Origin of the sequence: Clostridium sardiniense (assembly GCF_050584765.1) — a bacterium.
Taxonomy (GTDB): domain Bacteria; phylum Bacillota; class Clostridia; order Clostridiales; family Clostridiaceae; genus Clostridium; species Clostridium sardiniense_A.
The window spans coordinates 596,934-614,858 of record NZ_JBNOOR010000001.1 but is presented as its reverse complement, the minus strand read 5'-3'; the positions used below and the strand labels follow the sequence as shown (position 1 = coordinate 614,858).

Genomic DNA, 17,925 nt, shown 5'->3' with positions numbered 1-17,925 from the left:
CTACAGTTCTACATAGTTACCATCAAATACTGGTCCATCTTTACAAGTTCTCTTATGTCCATCTTTTGTCTTACATGTGCAAACTAGGCATGCTCCAACTCCACAAGCCATATGTTTTTCCATTGATACAAATATCTTTGTGCCACATTCTTTGCACATCTCTACAACCTTTTTCATCATAATTTCAGGTCCACAACATAAAACTACATCATAATCTTTCGGATTTAAGACTTCTGTTACAAAACCTTTCTTTCCATGCTTTCCTGTATTAGTTGTTATATTTATGTTATCTGCATACTTTTCAAAGTCATTTATTAAATACACATCATCTCTAAATCCTGCATATAACTCTATATTAGATGCATTATTTTTTTCTCTAAGTTCTTTAGCCACCTGAAGCATAGGTGCAGTTCCTATCCCTCCAGACACTAAAGCAACTCTACCTAACTTTTCATCTACATTAAATCCATTTCCTAAAGGTCCTGTAATTTTTATTTCATCTGATTCCTTAAGCTTACTTATTTCTTCTGTTCCAGTACCAACTACTGCATAAAGAAACGTAAGCTTATCATCTTCTTTTTCACAAATACTTATAGGTCTTGGAAGAAGTGCATTTTTGACTTTAAGCATATAGAATTGACCACACTTTATCTCATTCTCATCTTTTACTACTAATTTAAATATCCCTTTTGCTATCTCTTCATTACTAAGTACAGTAACATCTTTATAGACAATACTCATAGTCAAAATCCTCCCTATCTATTACACGCTGATCTTATTTCGTCTCTCATCCTAATTGCTTCTTCTCTAGCACATTTTGCAAAATCTTTTTCAGAAGCTCCATTATTTTTATAAGCCAGAAGTATTCCTCTTGAAGAGTTTACTACTCCTCCATTCCCATTATTAAGATACATTGCAACATCTTCAGCTTTTCCACCTTGCGCTCCATATCCTGGTATTAAGAAAAACATTTCCTTTAAAGTTTCTCTAATCTTTGCACCTTCTTCTATATGTGTACATCCAATTACTCCACCCATTGGAGTATATCCACATTCACCCATATATTCTTTTCCCATGTTTAATACCTTTTCTCCAACTATATCATAAACATTTCTTCCAGCTGGAGTTTTGATATACTCTATATCTTTTGCTCCTTTATTTGAAGTTCTAACTAAGCTAAATATCCCTTTATCTCCAGTTTCTATATAAGGTATATATGGCTCTATGCTATCCATCCCCATATATGGACTTAGTGTTATAAAATCTGCTTCAAAATCTCCTTCAAAATGAGCTTTTGCATACATTGTTGCTGTAGCTGCAATATCCCCTCTTTTTATATCAGCTATAATTATTTCACCCTTTTCTCTAAGGTATGATAATGTATCTCTGTAAGCTTCCAATCCTTCAATTCCTAATGCTTCATAATAAGCTATTTGTACTTTAAAGCATGCAGCTACATCAAATGTTGCATCAATTATAGCCTTATTAAATTCAACAATTGCATCCTTATTTGTTTTTCCCTCTCTTATAAAGCTTGGTATGTAGTCAAGTGATGTGTCAAGTCCAACACACACCACTCCTCTTTCATTTACTCTATTATATAATTTATCTATTATTCTACTTTTCATTTTTAATCCCCCACTATCTTTTATATAAAACTCTTCCACCTTTTATTGTCATAACCACTTCACCATAAAAATCCATACCTTCAAATGGTGTATTTTTCCCTTTTGAGTGGAACTCCTCTGAGTTTATAACTATCTTCTTATTTGTATCTATTAAAACTACATCTCCATCTAATCCAATACTAATATTACCCTTATTCATCTTTAATATATTAGATGGATTTCTTGACATCATCTCTGATAATTTATTTATTGATATAACTCCATCTTTTACAAGTTTTGTATAGCATATTGGAAAAGCTGTTTCTAGTCCTACCATTCCTGGTGAACCTTTCTTTTTATCTTCACAAGTATGAGGCGCATGATCTGTCCCTATACAATCTACATCCCCATGACTTATTGCCTTAAGTAAGAAATCAACATCTTCTCTTTCTCTTATTGGAGGATTAACTCTATAATTGTTAACATCATTAGTTAGTGCAATATGATGGGGAGTAACTTCACAAGTTACTTGTACCCCTTTGCATTTTCCATCTATTATATATTGCATAGCTTCTTTAGTGCTTACATGAGCCATGTGAAGCTTAGCTTCTGTAACCTTTGCAAGTGTTATATCTCTCCAAGTCATCATGTTTTCTGCAAGTCTCATATCTATATCTGAAAATTCACCTGACTCTGCATGAGACATAACCACCCAGTCATTTTCTTTTGCTATCTTCATAGCTTCCATCATAACTCTTGAATCTGATACGCCAACTCCATCATCTGATATTGCTCTTACTCTAGAATCATCTTTAAAATCTTCTAAATGTGATATTGTCTTTCCATCAAAATTCTTTGTTATTGTTACACATTGGTGTATATCTATAAGATTTAGCTTTGCTTCCTTTTCTTTAACATAATCTAAAACTTCCTTAGTTGAACATATAGGACTTGTATTTCCCATTAAGCAAACTCCTGTATATCCTCCTCTAAGTGCTGCTCTAGATCCAGTTTCTAAATCTTCTTTGTAAGTAAGCCCAGGATCTCTAAAATGGGCATGAGTGTCAACAAATGCTGGCATTAATGTTAATCCATCTGCATCTATAGTCTCTACTCCACTTTTATTTATATCTAATCCTACTTCTTTTATTTTTCCATTTTCTATATAAACATCGCCATAAAAATTTTGGCATGAATCAATTACATTTGCATTTTTTATTAATATATTCAAATTTAGCACCTCTTTAAGCTCTTATATTAATTTCATTATGTGATCACAATACTCACATTTATAAGTTGCCTTATCTCTTTCTACTAAGTTAAATATTTGAGGAACATAATTTTCATCAGTTGTTATACATCTTACATTATCACAAGTAATTATATTTTCAACTTTTTCTGGAAGTTCTGGTACTAGCTTGTTAACTATTTTTTCATCTCTAACTTCATTTATTGTTATATTAGGTGAAAGCATTGCTAATACTCTATAGTCTATTTCTTGTATTCCTTCAATTTTTATAATATCTTTTTTACCTAAAGTATTACTTTTAACATTCATTATTAATGCTACACTTAAATCTGATTCTTCTAAGTTTAGGTGATTAAATATCTTAATTCCAATTCCAGCTTTTATGTGGTCTATAACTAATCCATTTTTTATACTTGTAATTTCTAACATATTAACATACCCCCAAAAGTTTACATATTAATGCCATTCTTGCATACATTCCATATTCAGCTTGCTTAAAGTAAGCAGCTCTTTTATCTGAATCAACTTCTACAGCAATTTCATTTACTCTTGGCAGCGGATGCATAACTATCATATCTTCCTTAGCTAAATTCATCTTGTCCATATCTAATATATAACTATCTTTAAGTCTTAAGTATTCTTTCTCATTAAAGAATCTTTCTTTTTGAATTCTTGTCATGTAAAGTATATCCATTTCTTCTATTACATCTTCTAATCTTTCAACTTCTTTAAATTCTATATTATTCTTTTTTAAGATTTCATCTCTTATATAATCTGGTATTTTAAGTTCTTTTGGTGATATTAAGACAAATTTATTACCTTCATATCTAGACATTGCTTTTATTAATGAATGTACTGTTCTACCATATTTTAAGTCTCCACATAAACCAATTGTTTGATTTGAAAGGCTTCCTTTTAGAGATTTTATTGTTAATAAATCTGTTAATGTTTGAGTTGGATGTTGATGCCCACCATCTCCTGCATTTATAACTGGTACCTCTGAGTACATGCTTGCAACTCTTGCAGAGCCTTCTCTTGGATGTCTCATTGCTATAATATCTGAATATATTGATACCATCTTTATTGTATCTGCAAGGGTTTCACCCTTTGATGCTGAACTTGAATTTGGTTCTGAAAAACCTAAGATATTTCCACCTAGTCTCATCATAGCTGCTTCAAAGCTAAATCTTGTTCTTGTACTAGGTTCATAAAATAGAGTGGCTAGAATTTTCCCATCACATATATGAGAATATTCCTTTGGGTTTTCAATAATTTGATGTGCTAATTCGAAAATTTCTTCTAGTTGTCCTATAGTAAAATCCATAGGGTCGATTAAATGTTTGTTTTTTAACATAATTTCACTCCTTCTTAACCTCTCTGTGTTAAATTAAAAGGGAAATATTTTCTTACAATTGTATAAGTATATAAAAAAAGTCTTCCTCACAAGACATAAGGAAGACGTAGTTATCCTACGATACAATTGCATTACTATTACTTCCTTATTGATCTCTCTGGATCAAATTAAAGGTTATCTTTTCTTTTCTGTAGAATACCATGATGCACATAAAATGTCAATATATTTAATTTATTTTTAGAAACTCATCTAAAAACTTGTTCAGCACTACCCATCTTATAAACTCCTCAGTATCTACCTTATGTAATTTTGCAAGTTTCTCTATTATTTCTTTTTCTTCTTTAGATACAGGAATCTCTATCTTTTCTATATTTTTTTTATTTAAAACTACAGAATTTATCTTTTCTTTTATTCCATATAACATAGCAATTACCGCCTCTCAAATACTTATTTATAATATATTCATTATGTAAACTCTTTAGAATTATATTTATATATATTTCTTATTTTACTATTACATTTTTATATTAATTTATTATCTTAACTATTCTTATATAATTAAAGAATAAAAATCTCATTGAGTAATATACTAAAGTTATTGATTTACTTATATAAGTAAGGAGGACTTAATATGAATTCAGATAATAAAGAAACGGAATTAACCAAAACGAAAAAAATAATCTCAATTCCTTTTATAATTATATTAATAGTATGCATCTCATTATTTACAATAATAAAACATAATTCTAATGACACAGAAGTTGTGGCATCTGAAAATGAATTAGGCAGTTCTTATTACTTACAATTAAAAGATGACCCTAATGCAGACGATGCATTAATCGTATCTAAAAATATGAATGATTTATTTAAAGGTTATAAACAATATCCTGTTAGGAATGATAGAAAAAAAGTTGTTTATTTAACCTTTGATGACGGTCCATCAACAACAAATACCCCAGCTTTACTTAAAATTCTAGATGAACACAATATTAAAGCAACATTTTTTATAACTGGAGTATCCTTAAATGCTAATGATAAAGCTAAAGAATTATTAAAAGAAATTGCTACCAACGGACATGCCATAGGAAATCATACATATAGTCATAATTACCATTACCTTTATCCAAGTAGGACCATAAATGTAGATCATGTTATCGATGATTTAAATAAAAATGAGAAGTTAATGCAAAGTATTTTAGGCAAGGATTTCTTTACTAGAATTGTTAGATTACCAGGTGGATACCGTACATGGAATGGCAAGGAAGCATTAAAAAAGAAACTGAATGAACTTGAAATTCAAAATATTGATTGGAATGCTTTAAATGGTGATGCAGAAGGGGCAAAGAAAAATGCACAGGAGTTAGTTATATATCTAAAAAAGACCGTTAAGAAGCTTGGTGAAGATGCAGACAATATCGTGGTTTTAATGCATGATGCATATGGAAAAGATGAAACTATAAAAGCTTTACCTCAGATAATTAAATATTTTAAAGATAAAGGATTTGAATTTAAAACAATAAAATAAATTAAATACTTAAAGGTAGCAATTAAGTAAATTTTTTTATCACTACCTTTCCTATATCACATTATACTTTAATTTATTTTCTTAAAAATCTTATAGCCATATGTTATACTCTACCTTTAATTTCCGCTTTACTGTAATCAGTTTAAATTTCTTATTATATGTTTTCTAATTTTAAATTTTACATAAATGCATGAAATTAAAAAAAGCTAAAATGATTGATAAAAAATCATTTTAGCTTTTTTATAATATATAACTATCTTAATATTTAAGTTATTAATCAGAAGTTAATTCCAATTATTCATCACATTATCCCACATCATCTTACCACATTTAGCTAATGTTACAGTTCCATAAACACTATTTGGAATTGACATAGAAAGTACTGTAAATGCAAATGTTCCTTTAGATAGTTGAATTAGTGCTGTATCATTTTCAACTCCTGTTTTATCTCCAGTCTTGCTTGAAATTTCATATTTTAAATCATCTGGTATATAAAGTGCTAATTTATTCTTAATCTGCTGTCTCCTTAGTATATCTATTAGCATTGTACTGTTTTCCTTATTTAAATAACTTCCTTCGTATAGATGCTTCCATATCTTCGATAAATCTCTAGCTGATGTTAAATTTTCTATATCTAATTTTCCCTTTCTTTCATCAGTTGTTTTTCTATTTAGGACGGTATTTTTTAAACCCATTTCTTTGATATCTTCGTTTATTATGTCTATTCCAACAATATCAATAATTTTATTTGCTGCTGTATTATCACTTTGAATAAGCATAGCAACTAAAAGTTCAAATACAGTATAATCTCTAGAATTAAATTCATGAATTATACCAGTTCCATAAACTTTATCTGAGCCTTCTATCTTTATTTTATCCATAAAAGATGTATTTCCTCTTTCAACATCTTTTATTAAAGAAACTGCTATAGGTAACTTCATACATCCAGCTGAAACCATCTGAACGTTTTCATTGTAACCGTAAACAAATCCACTTTCTAAATCTTCAAAGAAGAAACTATAAGTACCAATTCTTGATTCTAAATATTTTTTAATCTCTTTCATAATACCCTCCAGCTTTAAAATTTAAATCTGTCCCAATTGTTAATAAAATTATAACATATTACCATATATTTTTGAACCATCTATAATTATATCAATATTAGAATTAAAGGATTTAGCAACATGCTAAATCCTTTAAATATCCTTTAACTAATCTCCAAATGAGATTCCTATTTTTTTAGCAATTGTAACTAATTCACAACTTGGATCAACTTGTTTAGTTTTTTGACCTATTACATTTTCTAAACTATCGTAAGTTATTTCATCTCCTTTTAAGCATACCATATTACCAAATAAGCCTTCATTGATCATTTCCACTGCAGCTACTCCATATCTTGTTGATAAAATCCTATCAAAAGTTGAAGTATTACCCCCTCTTTGAATATGTCCAAGAACAGTACACCTTACTTCATGATCTTTTATTATCTTTTCTAAATCATCAGCTAATTTATTTCCAATTCCACCAAGCCTTATAGGATCTGGACTATCAGCTACAATTTTAGAAACTACAACTTCTCCATTCTTTGCTTTAGCGCCTTCAGCAACTACTATAATTGTAAATAGTTTGCCTTCTGCTTTTCTTTCATTAATTTTATCTACTATCTTATTAATGTCATATGGAATCTCTGGTAATAAAATTACATCTGCTGAACCTGCTATTCCAGATTCTAATGCAATCCAGCCAGCTCCTCTTCCCATAACTTCACAAAGCATAATTCTATGATGTGATTCTGCTGTTGTATGAAGTCTATCTAAAGCATCTGTTGCTACATCTATTGCAGTATTAAATCCAAATGTAACATCAGTCGATGCTAAATCATTATCTATAGTCTTTGGAACACCTATAACTTTTATACCTTTTCTTGAAAAATCTCTAGCTGAAGTTAGTGTACCATCCCCTCCTATGACTACTAATACATCTACGCCTTCTTTTTTAAGATTCTCAACTGCTACATCTGAGACATCTTTCTTTACAGTTACTCCATCTTCTTCAATACTATAATCAAAAAGATTATCCTTATTTGAACTATATAATATTGTACCTCCTCTATGAAGTATTCCAGATACTGATTCTAATGTTAATGGTATAAAATCATTGTTATATAACCCACGATAACCAAACCTATAACCTATAACCTCATAACCATAATTTAAAATTGCAGTTCTAGTTACTGCTCTAATTACAGCATTTAAACCAGGGCAATCTCCTCCTCCAGTTAATAAAGCTATTTTTTTAACTCCTTTTGTCATTTCACAACTCCCCCTCTACCCATTTTACAAACATTATTGATTAAATTTTCTTTATTTTCTGATAATTTTAGACAAAAAAATTTAATCTTCTTCTCGCCCGACATTTGTACAACACACGATGCAATTGTTTTCAGATTTTACATCAAAAGTAAACTGTTTCTTTTTTTATATTAACATAATTTATTAATTTTATAAAGAATATTTTACCATATTATTTATAAATTGTATATTAAGTTTACTTCGTATAAATATATGATTTATTTTGATTTATTATGTATATAAAAAAGGTTTAGCTAACAAATATTAGCTAAACCTTTTTAACCTATAAAGGTGGTAAAGTCATGAAACCTGCAAATACTAATATAGCAAGTACTACACCTACTACTATTCTGTATACTGCAAACACTCTCATTGGTTTCTTCTTTAAGTAACTTACAAACTTATCCATTACTACTAATGAAACTATAAATGCTACAATAAATCCAACTACTAAAGCTATCCATTTTGTTGCATCCATTTGTGAGTAGTCAAACTTTAACATATCAAGACCACTTGAACCAACCATAGCTGGAATTGCTAAGAAGAATGAAAATTCAGCTGCAATTGGAGTTGAAAAACCTGCTATCCAACCACCCATTATAGTGGAAGCACTTCTTGACATTCCAGGCCACATAGCGAAACATTGAGCCACACCAACTATTAATGCTTCCTTAGCTGTAATCTTATCTATATCATTTGCCTTAGGTCTTCTTTTTCTATAAATATTTTCTATAATTATTAATAGAATACCACCAACTATAAATCCATATATAACGGCTCTTGGTGTAAATAAGGACTTAATTTTATCATGAAGAGCCAATCCAACTATAAGTGCTGGTATTGAACCTACTATTACATTGATTCCAAATCTAAAACCTGTTTCTCCTTCTCTTCCTTTTGTAAATATAAATTTAAAGAATTCTACTACGCTTGTACTGATTTTTTTCCAAAATAATACTACAACTGCTAATATTGCTCCAAGTTGTATAACAACTTCAAACATATTTGCAAAATCACCAGTAAAATGAATTAAGTTCCCTACTAGTATCATATGTCCCGTTGATGATACTGGAACGAATTCTGTAAGACCTTCTACTATTGCAATAATTATTGCTTTAAGTATCAATAGTAAATCTATTCCCACTAACTCTCACTCACTTTCAAAAATATTATTGACTTTTTAATTATAAGTATATTGTAACTCCTTGTCTATATTATACGATTAATTAAGTAAAATTTAAGAAAATAAGGAGACTTTAGTAAAACTAAAGTCTCCTTATTTTTATACACTATTTTAAAACTGGAGCTAATATCTTCTTCTTTTCTTCTTCAACATCTGGTACAAAACTCTTAAGTAGAGTAAATTCTCCCTTAAGTTCATACTTTCCAAGGTATGCTGGAATAAGTATACTGTCTCCCATCTTAACTTCTAAAGAATCATTATCCCAAACTATTTCTCCATTTCCTTCAACGCAAGTAAATAGATAGAATCTATCCTTATCACTTTCTTCTTTTGCACTTTCTTTTATTTCATATTTTTCTATTGCAAAATACTCTCCAATGCAAAGAACTGTCTTATCATATCCATCTTCATGAATTGTAATTCCCTTTATATTTTCTCCCTTTAATGAGAAATCAATAACATCTAGTGCTTTTTCTACATGTATTTCTCTTCCTCTTCCATAATCATATACTCTATAAGTAGTATCACTGTTTTGTTGTATTTCTGCAATTACAACACCTTCACAGATTGCATGAACTAATCCACTCTTTACATAGAACATGTCCCCTCTTTTTACAGGTATTTGATTTAAATATGGAGTTAAATCTCCCTTTTTAATAGCTTCTTCAAAAGTCTTCTTATCACAATTCTTTGTTCCAACTATAAGTGAAGCTCCTTCTTTTGCATCAACAACATACCAAGCCTCAGTCTTTCCAAGATCATTATCAGCTACTCTTGCATATTCATCTCCTGGATGCACTTGAACTGATAGTTTATCGTTTGCATTTATAAGTTTTATTAATAATGGGAAGTTATTTGTTGCTATCTTATCACCTACTAGTTTGTGACCCAGTTCCTCTATAAGCTCATCAAACTTCATTCCCTTAAATTCTCCATTTTCAACAATTCCAGTACCATTTCTATGACATGCAATATCCCAAGTTTCTCCTATTAATCCATCCGGCATATTATCTCTGAAGTTTTCTAGGTCTCTTCCTCCCCATATCTTGTCATAGTATAAGTTTTCAAATCTAATTGGATACATAGTAATTAATCTCCTTCTTTCTATATTGGTGCTTTTTAATATATTAATTCAACTTGAGATGAATCTATCTTTCTATATCTGTCATCTTCAAATTGCTCATACCCTAATTTAAATGTATTGTAATTTTTATCTACAACTTCTTTCTTTATAAAATCATTAGATTCTGATATTAATTCATTAGCTGTAGCTATATTTTTATAAGCTCTTTCTATGTTATCCTCATATACAGCATAGTAAATTGCAGCATTATTTAGAGCTTCTATATTTCTTTCATTTATCTCATATGCTTTTCTAGTATTTTCAATCCCTTTCTCCATATCCCCTTCTTTAAAGTAAAGATATCCAAGTGTTGCAAAATATTTATCATTAGACTTATTCATTTTAACAGCCGTCTCTAAGCTATCTATTCCTTTACCTAACTCATTTTTTATTATGTCTATACTAGCCATATGATAATAATTTTCTGTTCTTCCTGGGCCTACATATGAAACTAACCTATAATAATCATACGCTAAATCTATTTTTTGCTCAACCTTTTCATAAAAATTAGCTGCATTTTCTATTATTAAACAGTTTGACGGAGAATAATATAGCCCTCTTCTTAAATAAGCCTTGGTGATATTTTCATCTTCTTCATTTTGCATCAAATTAGAAAGCAATAAACCATATATATTACTATATTCTTTATTTATAAAAGAACTTTTTATTGCATAATCACTAGCTTTTTTATAATCTTTATTTTCTAGATGATACATACCTGCTATATAATTTGCTCCATAAGTATCTTCATATTTAGTAGTTATTTCATCTATTATTCCAGTACAATCTTTAACTTGTTTTTTATTTATTTCTAATTGAATGCAATTATAAAGTAGAGAATCTTTCTCTTCATCACTTAAAGTATTTAAAATTTCTAAACTCTTATTTAAATTTTTTTCTTCTATAGAATATGTTTTTGCTAATGCTAATTTAGTCATGGTGTTAGAGGAATCCTCTTTATATAAATCTTCTAAATATTTAATAGCACTCTCTCTATTTCCATACACATTATTTTCTATAACATCTAAAATCTTAATATCATTCTTATCTAACTCATAAGCTTTTTGTAAATTTTTATACCCTTCTTCATAATTATTAACTATCATATTTAAATCAGCTTTTTTAGCTAATTCAAAAGAAGTATCTGCTTTATATCCATTTACCATTTCCTTCGCTTTGTCTTTATTATTTTGAGCTAAATACACAACAGTCATAGTTTCTCTTAATGGATTATTATTTTGTTCTTTCATTAAGAAATCTTCTCCATACTGTCTTGCCTTTTCAGCATCTCCATTAATAAGATATGTAAATGTAATATAATTCCCAAGAACCTTGTCCTCTTCTTTATATTTATCAATACCCTTGTCCTTTTCTAGTTCATTTCTATCTCTATATGCTTTATCTAATAAAGAATTAGACTGTATCCTCTCTTCTTTTAATGAATATATTTCAGCTTCCTTTATTGTCCAAATAGGCCACTCTTCCCTCTTTTGCTTTTTTTCGTACTCTTTTAATGCGTCATCATACTTTCCTGAATAATATATTTCATCCTCTTTATCTAATATAAGCTCTTCTTCAGACCCGAAAAGTCCCTTACATCCTACAGCCATCAACAATGCAAATACTAAACTTCCAATAAGAACTAAGATACTTTGTATATTTTGTCTTCTATTATTCCCCACTTTGTTTTCTTTAAAATTATCGTTAAACGCTTTCATAAATACCCCCAAGAGTTTAGAATATTAATTTTTTATTAATTGTTTCTTCATATATTTTACATTTTATCAAAGTATCATTAAAAAATCTACACAAGCCTACATATTAATCATATTTATAAGATCCATTTATTCATTGTATTTCCATATAAATATCTGCTTATACTAACATTAAATTTATTGTATTTAAACATATTTCGCTGTAATATAATTTTGTGTTATACTAGTTATTATTTATGTGATAACTGTCGATACTTATTAACTATAGGGTGGTGAATATTATTAATATAAAATCATTTATAAGTATTATTTCTAGTAAAATAGTACTTTTCATATCAAAAAACTTTTTAAAAGGTGGTAGTACTTTCCCAGGAAGAATTGCTTTAAAATTAGATAGAAATATTTTAAAGACTGTTTCTAAGGGATATAAAGTTATACTTATCACTGGTACAAATGGTAAAACAACAACTACAAGTATGATTACAAACATACTTAAAGAAAATGGATTTAAAGTAATAACAAATAATACAGGGGCAAACCTTTTCCCTGGTATTGTGTCATGTTTCATTGATAACTTTAAATTTGGAGATAAAAACACTTCTAAATATGCAGTTATAGAAGTTGATGAAGCTAATGTTAAATTCATCACTGAATACATAAGTCCAGAACTTTTAACTGTAACTAATTTATTTAGAGACCAACTCGACAGATATGGCGAAGTATATACAACACTTACAAAAATACTTGAAGGAGTAGTTAAAGCTCCTAAGACAAAACTTATTTTAAATGGAGATGAATCATTACTTGGTAATCTAGACCTTAAGAATCCTACAGAATTTTACGGGTTTAACGTTCCAGTTCAAGAAGATACAAAGCTTGATGTAAATGCAGACTCTAAGTTCTGTAAATTCTGTAAATCTCCATACAGTTATAACTTCATTACATATAATCATTTAGGAGATTTTTATTGTCCTAGCTGTGGATACAAAAGAGCTCCTTTAAAATATGCAGTTGATGAAATAATTGAAGTTACACCTGAATACTCAAGAGTTGTTATTAATGGAACTCCAATTACAATAAGTCAATCTGGAGCTTATAATATATATAATGGACTTTGTGCTTATTCAATAACAAAAGAACTTGGTGTATCAGATGAAGTAATCGCAAAATCTTTAGGAAAACAAGATTCCAGTTTTGGTAGACAAGAAGTTATTAAAATTGATGATAAAAATGTTAAAATAATACTTGTAAAAAATCCAGCAGGTTATAATCAAGCAATTGATACATTATGTTTAAATAAGGAACCATTCTCTGCTTTATTTATGCTAAACGATAACTATGCAGATGGACGAGATGTGTCTTGGATTTGGGATGTTGGATTTGAAAGACTTCCGAATCTTCCAATAAATGATATATACATCTCTGGTATGAGAATGTATGATATGGCAGTTAGACTTAAAACGGCTGGGCTTGATTCTACTAAGTTTATAATAGAAGATGATTATGAAGCATTAACTAATAAACTTAAAGAATGTGAAGATAAAAATATCTATATACTTGCAACTTATACTGCAATGATTAATTATAGAAAACACCTTCACTCAAAAGGCTATATAGAAAAACTTTGGTAAAGGAAGGTAATATTATGGAATTAAATATTTGTCATCTTTATCCTGACCTACTAAATGTTTATGGTGATGTAGGAAATATATTAATACTTAAGTCAAGAGCTGAGGCTCGTGGTATAAAAACTAATGTTATTGATATATCTGTAAATGATAAATTCGATGGAGATAATTATGATATAGTCTTCTTTGGTGGTGGCCAAGACTATGAACAATCAATAGTTTCAGAAGATTTAATGAAAAATAAAAAAGAGGATTTAACTAAATATGTAGAAGATTCTAAAGTTTTACTAGCTATATGTGGTGGATATCAACTTCTTGGTAATTACTATAGAGCTCCAAATGGAGAAAAACTTGAAGGATTAAAAATACTTGATATATATACTGAAGGTGGAGATACTCGTTTTATTGGAGATACAATAATACAAAATGATGAATTCTCTCACACTTATGTTGGCTTTGAAAATCATTCAGGTAGAACATATATAAATAATTTAAAACCTCTTGGTAGATGCGTTCAAGGATATGGTAATAATGGGGAAGATGGAAATGAAGGTTGTGTATATAAAAATACATTCTGTACTTACTTCCATGGATCACTTCTTTCAAAAAATCCTGAGCTTGCCGATAAATTACTTGAGCTTGCTTTAAGTCATAAATATGGAAATGTTACTTTAGAACCATTAAATAATGACCTAGAAATTAAAGCTAAAGAAAATATAATAAAAAGATTTGAAAAGAAAGATAAATAAAGAAAGAATCCTATAGATAATCTATAGGATTCTTTCTTTTAACTAATTATTGTTTATTACTTTAATGTTTTTAAGATATTGAATGTCATCATTTGAAATATTGTCTAAAGTTTTAAATTCATAATTCATAAGCTTATATTCATTTATAGTATTTTCTAAAGTGTTTACAGTACTCTTCTTTCCTTCTGCATCATGCATTAAAACAACTTCTACTCTATATGTGCCTGCATTATTTTTAATATTTTTTCTTATGCATTCACTAGATACATTTGCAGCTGTTGCATCTCCTGAATCAATATTCCAATCAATATACATAACATTCCTAGATGTTAGTTCCTTTTTTATTCCACTTAATACACTTTGTTTGCCAACTCTATTAGTAGCGCCGCCTGGAAGTCTTACAAATTTAAAATCTAATTTTTCATTAAGCACATTATTTATTTTATTTTCACATAAGTTTAAATCTTTAAAATATTCATCTGTGCTACTATATATCTTTTCATAATCATGAACATTACAATGTGGATATATAGCCATTCCCAAACTTCTAGCTTTTTTAAGTATATTTTTATTCTCAACAGCCTTATTTCCAACTACAAAAAAAGTACCTTTTACTCCATTTTTATTTAAGATATCAATAATATTATTTGTGTTTGTAATAGATGGTCCATCATCAAAAGTTAAATAAACAACCTTTTTTTTAGAATTATTGCAGTTTCCCTGAATATAAGCTGAATTTAAAGTAATAATTAAGATAATTGCTAATATTAAATTTATTTTTTTAAATATTTTTATAAGATCACCCCCATATTGATAGTTTGCCTACTATCTTAAATTTTATTTAATTATATTGTAATAATTTAAGTACCTATTTTTGGGTAATGTTTATTGTTATTAAATGCGTAAGATGTTATACTTTTTTGTATGCACGTCCATTATGATTAGCAAAAAAAAGAACGAGGTGGAGAAATGAGTTTAACTAAGAAAGGTATACTACTAAAAACAATGGTGCTTGTTTTTGCTATGTACTTATTAGCTCCTTTAGGAATGATAAAATCATATGCAGATACACAAACACCATCTGATCCAAGTATAACTGCAAAGTATGCAATTACTATGGATTTAAAAACTGGTGAAGTTATTTATTCAAAAAATGCAGATGCAAAGGCGTATCCTGCAAGTATCACCAAATTATTAACTGCATTAATCTTTGCAGAAAACGCACAAAAATATGACACAATTAAATTTACTGAGTCTGCAAAAGCTCAACCTCAGTATTCATTACATTCAAACTGGCCAGGAGTTACTATGAAGGTTGGCGACACAATGACTGCTGATGATGTAATGAAGGGCTTATTAATGTTCTCAGGAAATGATGCAGCTTATATGATAGCTGATAAAGTAGCTGGAAATGCAGAAAACTTTGCAAAGCTTATGAATAAAAAAGCTCAAGAACTTGGAATGAAAGACAGTCACTTTGTAACACCAAATGGATTACATAACCCAAATCATTATACGACAGCTTATGACTTAGCAATACTTACTAAAGCAGCTTTTGCTAACCCATGGGTTAAAGAGGTAATGGAAACTAAAGATGCTACTATTACTATTGGTGGTAAAACTGTCAAATTAGAAAATAGAAATAAAACTTTAGGTAAAAATGGTAATATCGCTGGTAAAACTGGTACAACTGATCAAGCTGGTGAATGCTTAGCTACTGTTTATAACAGAGATGGCAGAGATATTATTGGTGTTGTATTAGATTCAGCTGTTAGTGCTGATGACTCAACTAGATATGCTGATATGGATAAAATAATGGATTATAGCTATGCTGCAAAGCCAGCAGTATTTGAAAAAGCTGGTGATTCTATAAAGAATGTGACTTTAGACTACAAAATGTTTAAGTTCTTTGGTCCTACGAAGACAATAGAAGCACCTGTAACACTATCAGAAGATGCTATGCTTTATAAAAATTCATTTAATGATAAAAATGCTGAAATAACATTTAATCCTGAAAATAAAGATGCATGGTCTGTAGCTGCAAATAATGATGTTAATCTTAATCTTTCTGTTAAAGACTATCATGCAGCTTTAACTGGAAACATCGGAGTATCAATTGGTCAATTATTTAAAGCAAATGCCTTTGCTTACTTAGGTATAATTTTAGCTATTGTTATAATAATCCTTATAATAATATTTATTATAAGATTCATTAACAAAAGACGTTACCGCAAGAGCCGTTACAGAAGAAGTTACGGAAGTTATAAAAGATACTAATTTATAGCTTAAGTATTAATAAAAGAGAGGAATATAATTCCTCTCTTTTTATTTTCTCTTTTTACTTTTTTTACTTATAGTCTTTTTATTATTTTTAGAAGATTTGCCTCTAAACTTTTTATTTTCTATGTTCTTATTTTTATCTTTTGATTTACTATTATATTTTGCTTTTTTATCTAAACCATCAGTTTTCTTACCTTCTTTTAAATCTTTACTACCCTTGCTTTCCTTGATTGACTTTGATTCTTTTTTCTTCATAATTGAATATCCGAAGCATCCAATTGAAGTTCTAGGTAATTTATAATATTCTCCATGACAATAAGCTATTAGATCACCTTTTTCAAAGTGTATCTTTCCATTTTCATCTATAAGTTCCTCATTTATATGAGAACTTAAAACATCTGCAATGAACATATCATGACTACCAAGGGGAATTATTTGCTTTACTCTACATTCAATATTTATTGGACACTCTTCAATATAAGATGCATTTATATTATCGCATTCTTTCATAGTAAAATTCATTTCTTTTATCTTATCTATTTTTTTACCACTTCTAACTCCACAAAAGTCTACTTCTTTTGTCATTCCTGCATGAGGAATATTAACTACAAACTCCATTGATTCTTTTATATAATCATAAGATAACCTCTCTGGTCTTACCGATATAGATAACATAGGAGGTCTTGTACATACTGTTCCAGTCCACCCTACAGTAAATACATTTTCTTTTCCTTCTTTATTTCTTGATGTAATTAAAACTACTGGAACTGGATTTAAAACTACACTTCCTTTAAAATCTCTCTTTTTCATATGTTCTATTACTCCCATTCATTCCACACTTCTGGTTTATATCCTACTGTTGCTGACTTTCCATTTCTAACTATAGGTGTTTTTATTAAACTTTGATTCTTTAATAAAACTTCAAGCTTCATTTCGCTACTTCTTATTTTATCTAAATTTGAAGATTTATATCCCTTACCTTTTTCATTAATTAATTCATTAACAGGTATTACTCTGCTTACATTATTTAATTCACCCTTACTTATTCCCTTCTCTTTCATATCAATAAGTGAATATTTTATTTTTCTTTCCTTAAAATATCTTTCTGCCTTTTTCGTATCAAAGCATTTTTTGCTTCCAAATATCTGTATGTTCAAAACT

At 29.0% G+C, this 17,925-nt stretch carries 18 protein-coding genes; 4 read left to right on the top strand and 14 right to left on the bottom strand.

All coding sequences use genetic code 11. The features are described from left to right. From ACQPUW_RS03005 to ACQPUW_RS02980, 6 genes are all read right to left on the bottom strand, one after another. Entirely contained in the window at positions 1-741 is a 741-nt protein-coding gene (locus ACQPUW_RS03005; protein WP_430836025.1) for a dihydroorotate dehydrogenase electron transfer subunit, read from the bottom strand. 14 nt (positions 742-755) lie between these two features. After that, positions 756-1,628, bottom strand: coding sequence for an orotidine-5'-phosphate decarboxylase (pyrF, locus tag ACQPUW_RS03000; RefSeq protein ID WP_430836024.1), 873 nt, complete (start codon positions 1,626-1,628; stop codon positions 756-758). A 13-nt stretch (positions 1,629-1,641) separates the two neighbouring features. Continuing rightward, a complete protein-coding gene (locus tag ACQPUW_RS02995; RefSeq protein ID WP_430836023.1) occupies positions 1,642-2,838 on the bottom strand; it encodes a dihydroorotase in 1,197 nt (398 codons plus the stop codon). A gap of 21 nt (positions 2,839-2,859) precedes the next feature. Beyond that, entirely contained in the window at positions 2,860-3,285 is a 426-nt protein-coding gene (locus ACQPUW_RS02990) for an aspartate carbamoyltransferase regulatory subunit (RefSeq protein WP_430836022.1), read from the bottom strand. Between the two features lies 1 nt (position 3,286). Continuing rightward, complete coding sequence (gene pyrB / locus ACQPUW_RS02985) at positions 3,287-4,210, bottom strand: aspartate carbamoyltransferase (protein ID WP_430836021.1); 924 nt, start codon at positions 4,208-4,210, stop codon at positions 3,287-3,289. Positions 4,211-4,436: 226 nt separating this feature from the next. Further along, complete coding sequence (locus ACQPUW_RS02980) at positions 4,437-4,634, bottom strand: hypothetical protein (RefSeq protein ID WP_430836020.1); 198 nt, start codon at positions 4,632-4,634, stop codon at positions 4,437-4,439. A 339-nt stretch (positions 4,635-4,973) separates the two neighbouring features. On the opposite strand from ACQPUW_RS02980, the gene ACQPUW_RS02975 reads away from it, so the two are divergent. Further along, positions 4,974-5,735 (top strand): polysaccharide deacetylase family protein, encoded by a 762-nt coding sequence (locus tag ACQPUW_RS02975; protein ID WP_430836019.1) that lies wholly within the window; start codon positions 4,974-4,976, stop codon positions 5,733-5,735. Positions 5,736-6,019: 284 nt separating this feature from the next. Here ACQPUW_RS02975 and ACQPUW_RS02970 read toward each other — a convergent pair whose 3' ends face one another. The 5 genes from ACQPUW_RS02970 to ACQPUW_RS02950 all read right to left on the bottom strand — a co-directional run bounded on the left by ACQPUW_RS02970 (position 6,020) and on the right by ACQPUW_RS02950 (position 12,110). Then, entirely contained in the window at positions 6,020-6,799 is a 780-nt protein-coding gene (locus ACQPUW_RS02970) for a serine hydrolase (protein WP_430836018.1), read from the bottom strand. A gap of 147 nt (positions 6,800-6,946) precedes the next feature. Next, a complete protein-coding gene (locus tag ACQPUW_RS02965) occupies positions 6,947-8,047 on the bottom strand; it encodes a 6-phosphofructokinase (RefSeq protein WP_430836017.1) in 1,101 nt (366 codons plus the stop codon). Positions 8,048-8,369: 322 nt separating this feature from the next. After that, positions 8,370-9,230: an undecaprenyl-diphosphate phosphatase gene (locus ACQPUW_RS02960; RefSeq protein WP_430836016.1), complete on the bottom strand. Its 861-nt coding sequence runs from the start codon at positions 9,228-9,230 to the stop codon at positions 8,370-8,372. A gap of 145 nt (positions 9,231-9,375) precedes the next feature. Further along, positions 9,376-10,353: a mannose-6-phosphate isomerase, class I gene (gene manA / locus ACQPUW_RS02955; protein WP_430836015.1), complete on the bottom strand. Its 978-nt coding sequence runs from the start codon at positions 10,351-10,353 to the stop codon at positions 9,376-9,378. Positions 10,354-10,388: 35 nt separating this feature from the next. Next, complete coding sequence (locus ACQPUW_RS02950) at positions 10,389-12,110, bottom strand: hypothetical protein (RefSeq protein ID WP_430836014.1); 1,722 nt, start codon at positions 12,108-12,110, stop codon at positions 10,389-10,391. Between the two features lie 269 nt (positions 12,111-12,379). Between ACQPUW_RS02950 and ACQPUW_RS02945 the strand changes: the two genes are divergently transcribed. Both ACQPUW_RS02945 and ACQPUW_RS02940 read left to right on the top strand, forming a co-directional pair. After that, positions 12,380-13,738 (top strand): MurT ligase domain-containing protein, encoded by a 1,359-nt coding sequence (locus ACQPUW_RS02945; protein WP_430836013.1) that lies wholly within the window; start codon positions 12,380-12,382, stop codon positions 13,736-13,738. A 14-nt stretch (positions 13,739-13,752) separates the two neighbouring features. Further along, complete coding sequence (locus ACQPUW_RS02940) at positions 13,753-14,484, top strand: type 1 glutamine amidotransferase (protein ID WP_430836012.1); 732 nt, start codon at positions 13,753-13,755, stop codon at positions 14,482-14,484. Positions 14,485-14,526: 42 nt separating this feature from the next. Here ACQPUW_RS02940 and ACQPUW_RS02935 read toward each other — a convergent pair whose 3' ends face one another. Continuing rightward, entirely contained in the window at positions 14,527-15,210 is a 684-nt protein-coding gene (locus ACQPUW_RS02935; protein ID WP_430837266.1) for a polysaccharide deacetylase family protein, read from the bottom strand. Between the two features lie 243 nt (positions 15,211-15,453). On the opposite strand from ACQPUW_RS02935, the gene ACQPUW_RS02930 reads away from it, so the two are divergent. Then, complete coding sequence (locus ACQPUW_RS02930) at positions 15,454-16,761, top strand: D-alanyl-D-alanine carboxypeptidase family protein (RefSeq protein ID WP_430836011.1); 1,308 nt, start codon at positions 15,454-15,456, stop codon at positions 16,759-16,761. Between the two features lie 48 nt (positions 16,762-16,809). Here ACQPUW_RS02930 and ACQPUW_RS02925 read toward each other — a convergent pair whose 3' ends face one another. Both ACQPUW_RS02925 and ACQPUW_RS02920 read right to left on the bottom strand, forming a co-directional pair. Beyond that, entirely contained in the window at positions 16,810-17,574 is a 765-nt protein-coding gene (locus ACQPUW_RS02925; RefSeq protein ID WP_430836010.1) for a flavin reductase family protein, read from the bottom strand. 8 nt (positions 17,575-17,582) lie between these two features. After that, a complete protein-coding gene (locus tag ACQPUW_RS02920) occupies positions 17,583-17,921 on the bottom strand; it encodes an arsenate reductase family protein (RefSeq protein ID WP_430836009.1) in 339 nt (112 codons plus the stop codon). Between the last annotated feature and the right edge of the window lie 4 nt (positions 17,922-17,925).

What these genes read in the sequence shown, in the direction of transcription:
- ACQPUW_RS03005 (WP_430836025.1), bottom strand. Translation starts at nt 741, where the DNA reads ATGAGTATTGTCTATAAAGATGTTACTGTACTTAGTAATGAAGAGATA.
- pyrF (WP_430836024.1), bottom strand. Translation starts at nt 1,628, where the DNA reads ATGAAAAGTAGAATAATAGATAAATTATATAATAGAGTAAATGAAAGA.
- ACQPUW_RS02990 (WP_430836022.1), bottom strand. Translation starts at nt 3,285, where the DNA reads ATGTTAGAAATTACAAGTATAAAAAATGGATTAGTTATAGACCACATA.
- pyrB (WP_430836021.1), bottom strand. Translation starts at nt 4,210, where the DNA reads ATGTTAAAAAACAAACATTTAATCGACCCTATGGATTTTACTATAGGA.
- ACQPUW_RS02980 (WP_430836020.1), bottom strand. Translation starts at nt 4,634, where the DNA reads ATGTTATATGGAATAAAAGAAAAGATAAATTCTGTAGTTTTAAATAAA.
- ACQPUW_RS02970 (WP_430836018.1), bottom strand. Translation starts at nt 6,799, where the DNA reads ATGAAAGAGATTAAAAAATATTTAGAATCAAGAATTGGTACTTATAGT.
- ACQPUW_RS02965 (WP_430836017.1), bottom strand. Translation starts at nt 8,047, where the DNA reads ATGACAAAAGGAGTTAAAAAAATAGCTTTATTAACTGGAGGAGGAGAT.
- manA (WP_430836015.1), bottom strand. Translation starts at nt 10,353, where the DNA reads ATGTATCCAATTAGATTTGAAAACTTATACTATGACAAGATATGGGGA.
- ACQPUW_RS02950 (WP_430836014.1), bottom strand. Translation starts at nt 12,110, where the DNA reads ATGAAAGCGTTTAACGATAATTTTAAAGAAAACAAAGTGGGGAATAAT.
- ACQPUW_RS02940 (WP_430836012.1), top strand. Translation starts at nt 13,753, where the DNA reads ATGGAATTAAATATTTGTCATCTTTATCCTGACCTACTAAATGTTTAT.
- ACQPUW_RS02930 (WP_430836011.1), top strand. Translation starts at nt 15,454, where the DNA reads ATGAGTTTAACTAAGAAAGGTATACTACTAAAAACAATGGTGCTTGTT.
- ACQPUW_RS02925 (WP_430836010.1), bottom strand. Translation starts at nt 17,574, where the DNA reads ATGAAAAAGAGAGATTTTAAAGGAAGTGTAGTTTTAAATCCAGTTCCA.